Origin of the sequence: Nostoc sp. (genome assembly GCF_035638895.1) — a bacterium.
Classification (GTDB): Bacteria; Cyanobacteriota; Cyanobacteriia; order Cyanobacteriales; family Nostocaceae; genus Nostoc.
In genome coordinates this window covers 1-10520 of sequence record NZ_DASQZC010000380.1, presented here as the reverse complement: position 1 = coordinate 10520, position 10520 = coordinate 1, and the positions used below count along the sequence as shown (strand labels likewise).

The 10520-nt window shown below is 41.3% G+C and carries 10 protein-coding genes and 1 pseudogene; 2 read left to right on the top strand and 9 right to left on the bottom strand.

What is annotated here, in order from left to right; genetic code table 11:
• Window positions 1–30 precede the first annotated feature (30 nt).
• The 8 genes from VE944_RS18895 to glcD all read right to left on the bottom strand — a co-directional run bounded on the left by VE944_RS18895 (window position 31) and on the right by glcD (window position 8049).
• The gene (locus VE944_RS18895) at window positions 31–2271 is read right to left on the bottom strand and encodes a sensor histidine kinase (RefSeq protein ID WP_324980173.1); all 2241 of its coding nucleotides are present in this window, start codon (window positions 2269–2271) and stop codon (window positions 31–33) included.
• 398 nt (window positions 2272–2669) lie between these two features.
• Window positions 2670–3104 (bottom strand): hypothetical protein, encoded by a 435-nt coding sequence (locus VE944_RS18890; protein ID WP_324980170.1) that lies wholly within the window; start codon window positions 3102–3104, stop codon window positions 2670–2672.
• Window positions 3105–3139: 35 nt separating this feature from the next.
• Complete coding sequence (locus tag VE944_RS18885) at window positions 3140–3337, bottom strand: hypothetical protein (protein ID WP_229458602.1); 198 nt, start codon at window positions 3335–3337, stop codon at window positions 3140–3142.
• A gap of 114 nt (window positions 3338–3451) precedes the next feature.
• Window positions 3452–4015 (bottom strand): hypothetical protein, encoded by a 564-nt coding sequence (locus VE944_RS18880; protein WP_324980164.1) that lies wholly within the window; start codon window positions 4013–4015, stop codon window positions 3452–3454.
• Entirely contained in the window at window positions 4015–5262 is a 1248-nt protein-coding gene (locus VE944_RS18875) for a glycoside hydrolase family 10-like protein (RefSeq protein WP_324980161.1), read from the bottom strand. Before VE944_RS18875 ends, VE944_RS18880 begins: the two co-directional genes overlap by 1 nt.
• A gap of 324 nt (window positions 5263–5586) precedes the next feature.
• Window positions 5587–6102 carry a hypothetical protein gene (locus tag VE944_RS18870; RefSeq protein ID WP_324980158.1) on the bottom strand — a complete coding sequence of 172 codons (516 nt, stop codon included), beginning with the start codon at window positions 6100–6102 and terminating at the stop codon, window positions 5587–5589.
• 268 nt (window positions 6103–6370) lie between these two features.
• Window positions 6371–6496 (bottom strand): hypothetical protein, encoded by a 126-nt coding sequence (locus tag VE944_RS18865; RefSeq protein WP_324980156.1) that lies wholly within the window; start codon window positions 6494–6496, stop codon window positions 6371–6373.
• An 80-nt stretch (window positions 6497–6576) separates the two neighbouring features.
• The gene (gene glcD, locus VE944_RS18860; RefSeq protein WP_324980154.1) at window positions 6577–8049 is read right to left on the bottom strand and encodes a glycolate oxidase subunit GlcD; all 1473 of its coding nucleotides are present in this window, start codon (window positions 8047–8049) and stop codon (window positions 6577–6579) included.
• A gap of 258 nt (window positions 8050–8307) precedes the next feature.
• Here glcD and VE944_RS18855 point away from each other — a divergent pair, with 258 nt between their 5' ends.
• Window positions 8308–9015 (top strand): class I SAM-dependent methyltransferase, encoded by a 708-nt coding sequence (locus VE944_RS18855; protein WP_324980151.1) that lies wholly within the window; start codon window positions 8308–8310, stop codon window positions 9013–9015.
• 90 nt (window positions 9016–9105) lie between these two features.
• Window positions 9106–9813, top strand: a pseudogene (locus VE944_RS18850) (Uma2 family endonuclease).
• A gap of 57 nt (window positions 9814–9870) precedes the next feature.
• On the opposite strand, the gene miaA reads toward VE944_RS18850, so the two are convergent.
• A partial coding sequence (miaA, locus tag VE944_RS18845; RefSeq protein WP_324980148.1) for a tRNA (adenosine(37)-N6)-dimethylallyltransferase MiaA occupies window positions 9871–10520 on the bottom strand: 650 nt, incomplete at its 5' end.

The following is a 10520-nucleotide window of genomic DNA, read 5'->3' as shown; positions in this document are numbered from 1 at the left end:
AATTTAGCTAGTACCGTGCCAAAAAACGAATTAAAGGGGGAATTCGATGGTGAAGATGGTTTGACCGGCTCCACTCTCTACATAAATTGAGCCGCCTAAATGTCTGACCATTTTCTGCACTAATGCCAATTCCAGTCCAGTGCCGCTATGTTTCCAAGGATCACGTTTGGAAAGGTGATAGAAAGGCTCAAATATCCGTGACAGTTCGTTGCTGGTAAGCTCTAGTCCCGAATTGCTAATATTAAGCTCTACTGCGTCCTCTGTCAGGTGAGCAGAAACTGTGACAGACTCACCTGCTGGGGTATATTTGCAGACATGGTTGAGTAGTTCGGTGATAATCCTCTCCATATCTGTGATATCTGTCTCTAAAAGCGGGAGTGCGGGATCAACACTCAGGTTTAACTGCTGTCGCTGGCAAGTGGTGAGGTCTCGAAAAGACTCGACAATGGGGTTAAGCCAGCTTTGTAAGTCAATGGCAATCAAAGTTGGGGGATCGGGTTCGGCTTCTAGATATGTGAGTGTGAGTAGGTCGTTAATTAACTTGTTTTCTCGCGCACACTCATTATGCAGAATCTGCAAGAGTTGTGGAACTATTTCTATATCTAATATTTCTTCTGGTGTAAGGACACTTTCGAGGGTTTGGACTGCAAGACTGATGCTAGTTATTGGTGTCCGCAGTTCTTGGGATAGGTTTCTGAGAAATTGGTTTTTGAGCCGATCGCAATTTTCTAATTCTTTGACCTGTGCCTGGGTTTGTTTGTAAAGCTGGGCTTGACGAATAGCGATCGCACATTCACTTGCTACCTGCTGCACTAACTCGATTTCAAATTCATCAAATGCCTCTTGTGATGGTCTTGTCAACCAAATGTTTCCCAAAATCCCTTGAGTATCGAAAATTGGACAAGCCATCTGGGACATAACCAATAGCTTTGGTTGCCATCCAGGAACAATTTCTAAAAATTGCAAAGGTTGTTTTTGCAATAGTGACTGATAAACTTCAAGACGGTCTGCAATCTTTTTAGTCAATCCTTGACACCGAGGTAGGTTAATGGTGTACTCGTAGGTAATAGTAACCAGAGTTTGACAGGTGCTATAGAGTTCGATTTGGCAACAATCAAGGTTCAGTAACTCTGCTAATTCCTGGGTGAGTGTCTGCAATACCTGACTTTCATCCAGACTGTCGCGGATTTGTTCTGTCATGCGTCGCACCAAGGCTTCAAAGTTTCGCACTTGCTGCAACTGATTTTTGTGCTTCTGTTTTTGCAACTGCAACTTTGCTTTGAGATCCTTGAACTGCTGACGAAGTTCTGCCTGTTCAGCAGCAATGCCGATTTGAGTTGCCAACTGTTTGAGTAAATCGGTTTCTGTTTGCTGCCATTGACGCGATTGGTGGCAATGCTGGGCAATCAATAGCCCCCACATATCTTGCTCTTTGAAAATCCGCACGACTAGATTGGCTCTTACCTGCAAAGATGCCAGAAAATCTATATGGCAAGGATGCAACCCGGCTGCATAAATATCTTCGACAATTTGAATGCAACCTCGCCCGTAGTGTTCTCGATTGCCACTAAAGCAGGGATCGGTGATGTTTTTTCCCAACAGGGGATCAGTCACAGTTGACTCGGCAATGATTACCCCACTGCCATCAGCCTCGAAGCGATAAATTAGGATGCGATCGCAATTCAAAAACTGCCGCAGTTCAATTGTTGTCTGATGCAGAATTGTCTCTAATTCGACAGATTGATGAATTCTTCCTGCGATCGCTTCTAGCAGTTGTTCCCGTTCAACCTGGAGTCCAACTGCCTGTTCTGCTTGCTTCACAGGAGTAATATTGCTACTAGTACCAATCAATCGATAAATCCTGGAGTTAGCATCCCTTAGCGGCGTGAGAGTCGTACTCCACCAAGTCTGAACCCCCTGAAATTGCAAACATTGTTCGTAAGAAATAGTTTTGCCGAATAGCACACATTCAGCATAATGCTGACGTACCTTAGCAGCATCGTTGGGGGAGAGAATATCCTCTGGTTTTTTGCCCCGGAGATCATCTGAACGAATGCCTATCCACTGCTCATGAGTGGGATTAAGTGCCACATATCGAAAATCTCCGTCCTCCAGAACATCAACTACAAATATTGATGCTTGCACAGAATCGTACATGCTCAGTAGAAATTGCTCACTACTACTTTTCTCATCTACTTCTGTGCCGAAGAGAATCTGAGGTGGTGATAATTTTGTCAACTCCATAGTTGATTCCGTTGGATTTATATTCATGCGAGAGTCCCTGTCTGGTATTACTGACTCTTCTAGGCGCTCTCTTGTCGTTACGCTTGTAGTAGATGCACTTTAGCGCCTATAGCAAAGTATTGTCAGCTGTTGCTCATCGAAATTTGAATCTTTCTCTACTTCTTGTCAGAAATCTAGGAAAGCTAATAAAAGTCAGCTTAACAAATCCTGCTTTTTGAAGGCGAAAATACATTTGCAGGTTAGGGCAAACTTATTGAAGTTGATTTTTAACAGTTTTTCAGCATTTTTGCATATACTTAAGTGCAAACCTCAGTATACATCAATTAAATTTACAATTCTTAATAAAGGGAGTGGGGAATGGCAAGAGACAATAAGGAGTCGAAGGATGCTCAATTCCATCCTTAGTTCCAAATGGGTGCTTGCTATTAGTTTCGCTTCAGCAATTGTTCTAAGATTCTATCCAACCTTTCTACAGCAGCATTAGTTGACATCTGACTCTCTCGTAATTCAAGGATTACCCCGTCTAGTAGGGCATTCCGCGCTTTAGTTGTATCGAGAAAATCGTCAGTCTTCTCTACAAATCTGTCAGTTTTCTCTACAAATCTGTCAGTTTTCTCTACAAATCTGTCAATCTTCTCTACAAATCTGTCAATCTTCTCTACAAATCTGTCAATATTTTCACCCATAACTTGAACAGTTACGGCTAGACCATCAAGCTGTTTTTGGGTTAAGTCTTGACGTTGAACTAGTTGATCAATCCTCTTGTCAGATGATTCTGCATAGCTGGCTGTTGATACCAACAACTGTTTAACTGTTTCTAAATCATTCTCAACATTGTCAAGTCGTTGTGCATTGCTCATGGTGTATTCTCTTTTCTCCTTGTCCTCACTCACATTTAGACATTCTTCATGCGATCAAGTATTGATTGCTTTTCTTTAGCCCATTTTGTAATCATTTCTTCCATAGCTTGACTTTGGTCAATTTCAGTGGCAACACAAATAGTCTTGAATAATAAAGCAAGTTCTTTTGGTACGTAACCAGAGATTAATTTATAGTTTGGATCTCCCCTTTTACCGCGAGTATTTTCAACCATAGATATATAAGTAAGTTCGATATTATATCTATGTTGGCATGAAGAAAGGCTATTTTTTCCTTAAATGTTCATGTACACAGGTTATCATATCGGCGTGAACAAGGGAATGGGAACTTACGTTCGCAACTTTTGAGCATTCATTCCGGTGAGGATACCAACCAGCAGCCAAGTAATAGCTAATCCCATGACTTCGCCTAAGAATAACTGCATCAGGCGGTGTAAGATCATCCCGACAGCAGAACCCACGGGGACAGCAACAGCCCAACTTGCCGAAGAGACAAATATCCATCGCCACGGCATAGGCTGGGGAATTGCTAATGATTGTGCCAATCCAATCCCCAAGCCGCCAAGCGCCCCATAAACTGCCCCAGACAGGATTCTCACAGGGAAAATCTGAGTACTAGGTACTATCCAACCCACCGCACCAATACCGATCGCGGTGATGATACTCCAACCCAAAAGACTTGACAAAATCCACCTGATACAATAGATAGGTTCTTTGAGAAGACAACCTTGAGGAAGTGCGATCGCAAATCCGCCGATAGCCGCCTCTACTAACCCAATATCTGGTTTTTCGCCGACTTCAATTAAGAGTAAACTCAATAAAAAACCGCCAAAAGTAGCGAAAGTCCACAGTAATATAAAGCTAAATCTAGTATTTTCCGGCGCGAATGGCATCAAAGTTTCTTTGGTTGTAATAATCTGACAGTTTTAGCATTAAACAGATCAAAAAAAGCTTTGCGTCGCTGTTGGGGTGATTCGGGTACGATGTAACCCCAGAGACTCTCCCAGTAAAAAAAGGAGATACCATCAAAATTGCGATCGCGCACCATCTGAACTTGTTCTCTAATTTGTGCCATTTTCACAGGATTACGCACCGTTCCCGTTGATATACCAATACCTACAGGAATTAGACTTTGAGCCAATTTTATAGATGATTGTTCCAGTTGAGCCATAAAAGAGTTTTTGTCATTTCGATATACCTGTAAAATTAACTCATTAACTAGACCTTTTTTTACCCAATTTTCCCAATCTTGCAAATAGTATTTGTAGGCAAAAGCTTGATAGTTAGGAGACAGAGATATTCTAACGTTAGGTTTAACAGCCTTCACAGCTTGATAGATTTCTGCCATAAAATCAGTAATTTTGTCTGCCCGCCACCGCATCCATTGTGGGTTAAAAGGATCAGTTGGGGGACTTTTGCCTTGATGCTCTTGCTGGTAGAGTTCAATAGTGAAGTGATCGTAGCCAAACTGTACTGGCATCCCAAAATGATCGTCAAGCTGAATACCATCCACATCGTAATCCCTGACTACTTCTAAAATTAGCCCTTGGATAAATTCTTGCACTTGCGGATGTAGGGGATTCAACCAAGCCACCTTACTTACCAAAACATTATCAATTTCTTCAGGTGGGGCATCTTGGGTGGACTTTATACCTTCTTGCCCAATTGTCAACCAGTCAGGATAACGCCTTGCTAATTGTGAATAATGCGGCGTCATAAACCCGTATTCAAACCAGGGAATCACTCTCAAATCTTTATTTTTGGCAAGCGTCACTATCTTTGCTAAAACATTCTGTCCACCGTGCATGAAGTTGAGCAAAGGTTGAGTTTCTGAACCTGTAGTCATTTTAGCTACAGCACTCTTATAAAAAGTATGTCCTCGGTTCCAAACTACAGGATAAATTGTATTAAACTTGAGAGCCGATAATTGGTTTATAGCACGGTTAATACCCCAAGGGACAAATAGTACACCACTAGCAACATTAGTAAGCCAAACGCCGCGAATTTCTGTAGTTAAAGGACTTATATTTTGGGAATAAACTGGTAGTGAAGAGACTGAAGAGAGTGAAAAAACTCTTAAAGTGACCACTAATCCCAAACACAGTAAGTAAGAAACACAACGGCGAGCTACCCGATTCATTTGTAAGCGTGACCTAGTACGATTGGACTATTATATATAACTACAAAATAAAATTATAATTCTCCGGAGTATGTGAATAAATGATGATTAAATCAGAAGTTAGAAATTAAAACAGTTAAAAAATACAAAGCCAATTTGGGTCATGAATATATTTAACGATACTAAAATCTGATACTGACTTTTCACGGGATCTGGAAAAGACAAAAGCACCTACAACTCCAACCATACATAGTTTAATTTATTAGAAAACAGGAAGTCAGTGCTGTCGTCAGCATCACTAACTCCTACTTTCATAGAATAATTATTTTATTTTTTGGAAATCCCTTACTTCTTGATAGGCACCCTAAGCATGAGCGCGCCCACCCAATCCGACGTGGGGCCTGCCGGAAAATTTACATGGCAGAGTGCACACTCTGCCCTAAAGTTGCTGAGAGGGATCGAGCGTCGATAGTACCATTTATTGTCTAACTTCTGGACGGACGTGTATGCCTGTCCCGCCAGGGCTAGGGCATTTGCCTGAACCTCAAACTTGTCGCGGGGGCGATCGTTTTGCCGAAGCGGGTCAACGGTGCCAACTAGGCGCATATCCTTGTTCTGATCGTTAAATATGAGCGAGATGGACTGCTTGCCTTGCTCCACATTATCCCGCGTGGTTTCGTTGAACTCCTGCGTCAGCGCTGCGAACAATGTGTTTAACATGAGATCACTCGTCTGTTGGGCGATCGCAACCTGCCCAGTTGGGGGTGGAATGTCATAACCACGGGCAATTGTTGTGAAACAGAATCCAATGACGAGCACCAGCACAAAAATCCCATAGTTGACTAACTTTCTCAGACGCATTCTTTTATCCTTTGGTTCTATATTCTTTGGTGCGGAGTTACTGAATTAGTCTGACTCAGTAACTCCGCATCACGGATAGAACCTTTCCCCTACCTTTTCAGCAAAGCACCAGCCTATCAAGACGACCCAGACTCAGCCTTCGTCACCTTGCAAGACACTACAGCTTTCAGTTTGCAGGAGGCTAAATAATTTGTAGTAAGCCGCTATAAAAGGCAATAAATCTCCGATATGCTCCCTGTGGAAGAGGGCTTTTATTCTCTTGGTAAACTCAAACGTGGAATTTGATACACACAATCATATCAATTTGTCCGGGAAAATACAACCCTATGTTCGTCGTATTTAATACCGCGACAAACCAGAACTTCTCTGGCGATCGCAACGCTAAACTTTTCATCTGACTTTTTAGATTGGGCGAAAAGTCAAAATCTGATAAAGTAAAACTCTCATTTTTTCTATTTCCTTCATCACTCCTTCTTAAAATCTTTCCACACCTTCAAATTCCTTGATAGCTGATGCATTGGCTGCTTCACCGCAAGTTCGTGGTGTAGGGAATATCTTTTCAGGATTTGCTAACCCTTTAGGATTAAAAACTTGCCGTACCCATTGCATAGTTTCTAAATCAACTTGGCTAAACATCTGTGGCATATAGCACTTTTTCTCTGCACCGATGCCATGTTCACCCGAAATACTACCGCCAACTTGGACACAAAGTTTAAGAATTTTTCCACCCATTTCTTCTACCTGCTCTAATGCTCCATGCACAGAATTATCATAAAGAATTAGCGGATGAAGATTACCATCGCCAGCATGAAATACATTAGCAACCCGATAACCATATTGTTCGCTTAATGTCTTAATCTCGTGGAGAACATAAGGTAATTGAGTTCGAGGAATTACACCGTCTTGTACATAATAATCTGGGCTTAAATGCCCAGCCGCAGCAAAAGCGGCTTTGCGTCCTTTCCATAATTTCAATCTGGTTTCTGGGTCAGTAGCAGAAGTGACATTTCGTGCCCCATTCTTTTTACAGATTTCAATAACTCGCTGCTTATTTCCTGCAACTTCAACTTCTAAACCGTCAATTTCTATTAGCAAAATGGCAGTAGCATCGCGGGGATAACAATTAGTTGCTACAACATCTTCAACTGCATTGATGCTGAAGTTATCCATCATTTCCATACCACCAGGAATAATCCCAGCGCTGATGATGTCAGAAACAGTTGTTCCCGCATCTTCAATGCTAGTAAAATCTGCCAACAGCACACAAATTGATTCTGCACTTTTGAGAATTCGCAAAGTAATTTCTGTAGCAATTCCTAAAGTACCTTCGGAACCAACAAACACACCTGTTAAATCATAACCAGGCATTTCTGGAATTTGTCCGCCTAAATCGATAATTTCCCCTTCTGGCGTAACAATTTTTAATCCTAAAACGTGGTTAGTGGTGACTCCATATTTGAGACAATGTACGCCACCAGAATTTTCGGCAATGTTGCCGCCAATAGAGCAGATAATTTGGCTAGAAGGGTCAGGAGCGTAGTAAAAACCAGCACCACTAACAGCTTGTGTTACCCAACTATTAATTACCCCTGGCTGGACAACTGTTCGTTGATTTTCTAAATCAATGCTGAGGATTTGCCGCATTAACGAAGTGACAATTAAAACAGAATCTATCACTGGTAAAGCGCCGCCAGATAGACCAGTGCCAGAGCCGCGTGCTATGAAGGGGATAGAGTATTGGTTGCATATCTTCACAATTTGGGCAACTTGTTCTGTAGTTCTGGGTAAAACCACCACAGCCGGACGTTGGCGATAACCAGTTAAACCATCGCATTCATAGGTAATGAGTTCTTCGCGGCGTTGCACCACACCATTTTTGCCAAGCACAGCCTCGAATGCTTTGAGAATGGGTTTCCAATTGCGTTGTTTTTTATCTTGGGTAAGCATAGTTTTTTAAAGTTCAAGGTAGATGTTGCAGGCTAGTTAGTATAGCTGTAATTACTATTGTTGCAACAATAGCAGTCAAAAGTGAGTGAATGCGATCGCTCTGATCTTCTACACTCAGTGTAATGTTATACCATCTTAGTTTTCAGGCGACACATTTTTTGGTTCTCGTCTGTATGAATTTATTAGTAGGTAAACATTTTGAGGGGTTGCTGAGGAAGTTTGGGTTAAATTCATTAATGTGTTTGATAACGAAGCTATATGAATGAGAAGCTGACTCAAAAAATTCAGAATGATTTTGATCGCATTGCTCTATATGACAAACAGGGATGGGATCATAATAATCACTATCACCATTTTCTACTCAAACAGTTTCCAAAGCAATGTAAAAGTGTCTTAGATATAGGTTGTGGAACAGGTGAATTTTCACGTCTTCTCGCTAAATGTGCTGACAGAGTTGTTGCAATTGACTTATCCCCAAATATGATAGAAGTTGCCAAGCAACGTTCAAGACAGTATACAAATATTGATTTTCAAGTTGCTGATATATTGCAGTGGAAGTTTCCAGTTGAGCAATTTGATGCAATCGTTTCTATAGCTACAGTTCATCATTTACCAATAGAAAACTTGCTACCCAATCTGAAAGCTGCTTTGAAACCTGGCGGCAGTCTAGTGATTTTAGATTTATTAGAGCGTGAGAATGTGCAAGAAATGTTGAGCGATTTTGTTGCTGTTCCTCTAAACTGGTTGCTTCAAACGATCAAGAATAGGCGTATTCAACCGTCATCAGAAGTAGCAGAAGCAATGAGAGAGCATCTTCGCACAGACAAGTACTTGACCTTATCGCAAGCACGACGAATTTATACAAGCTTCTTGGGTAAAGCGAAGGTTAGAAAGCACTTATTCTGGCGTTATTCTGTAGTTTGGAAGAAAGGTAATCTCCGTCAGCTAAGTCCAGCCATTATGTAGTTTTTGAAGACCGGATACAATGTTAGTTACTGTTTTACTATATGCAATCAATTAACCTAGAAATAACGCTATTACATACTCGATAAAGTCATGGTTCAGCAAGTTCTAATCAATGATGATGATTACTATGTGCCAGATGCCAACCAGCTAGTCACTGAAGATGATACACCTGTGGAAAATTTCGCATCTGCCAAACAACAACGCCTTTTAGTGAGTTCTCTTTACAGTTCTCTACAAAGCCAAACTTTTTTAGCTGAAGCTAATGTGGGCATTTACTAAACAGACCTTCAGCCCCCCATTGTACCTGATGTCTCTCTCAGCTTAGATGTTCAAGTACCTCAAAATTGGTGGGAGAAACAAAATCGTTGCTATATGGTTTGGCGTTTTGGCAAACCTCCCGAAGTTGTACTCGAAATTGTCTCTAATAAAGAAGGTGATGAACTGGGCAAAAAACTGCGAATTTATGAACACATGCGGGCTAGTTACTACATCGTATATGACCCAAATCAGCAATTAGCAGAAAAAATTTTGCATGTTTATGAACTAAGGGGAACACGCTACTTTGAAACTTCAGAAACTTGGTTAGAACAAGTTGGTTTAGGTATAACTCTATGGGAAGGTAAATTTGAAGATAGACAGGATACTTGGTTACGCTGGTGCTACCAAGATGGTAATGTTTTATCGACTGGAGATGAACGTGCCGAACAGGAACGAGAACGTGCCGAACAAGCAGAACAGCGTACCCAATTGCTAGCAGAAAGGCTGCGTGCTATGGGCGTAGATCCCGATACTCTTTAGGGCACGCACTGTAAAGGCGCAAAGCTTTTTTGCGTCTTTACATGAGTAAAAAAAATCTCACGAACTTGTGCAACTTATAAACTCATTTATACGATGCCAAACCTTCTCTAATAAATCAGGATCATCTGAATCAAACCATTCAATTTGTGAATATGCTCGAAACCAAGTGCGCTGTCGCTTGGCAAATTGTCGTGTATGCAAAATTGTTAACTCTTTCGCCTCATCTAAGGAAATATCCTCAGCCAAATATTGCTTGATTTCTTGATAGCCCAAAGTATTCAACAAAGACAAATCAGCGCCATATTTTTGACAAAGATACTCCACTTCAGCAACCAAACCATTTGTTATCATTTGCTCAGTACGCTGTTGAATACGAGCAAGCAACTTTTCAACATCGCAATCTAAACCAATTTGCAAAATCGGATAATTGGGCGGATTCTCCCCTTGCTGTTCTGAAATCGGATATCCAGTAACATAATATACTTCTAATGCTCTTAAAGTTCGCACTAAATCATTGCCATGAATCTTTTGTGCTGCAATGGAGTCAACTTGTTGTAACATGGCGTAGAGTTGTGGTTGACCGAGAGATTCAAGCTGCGATCGCAATTCCATGTGTGGTGCAACTCTCGGAATTTTCATCCCTTGGACAATAGAACGGATATATAAACCAGTGCCACCAACTAGCAACAGTGGTGTAACACCAACAG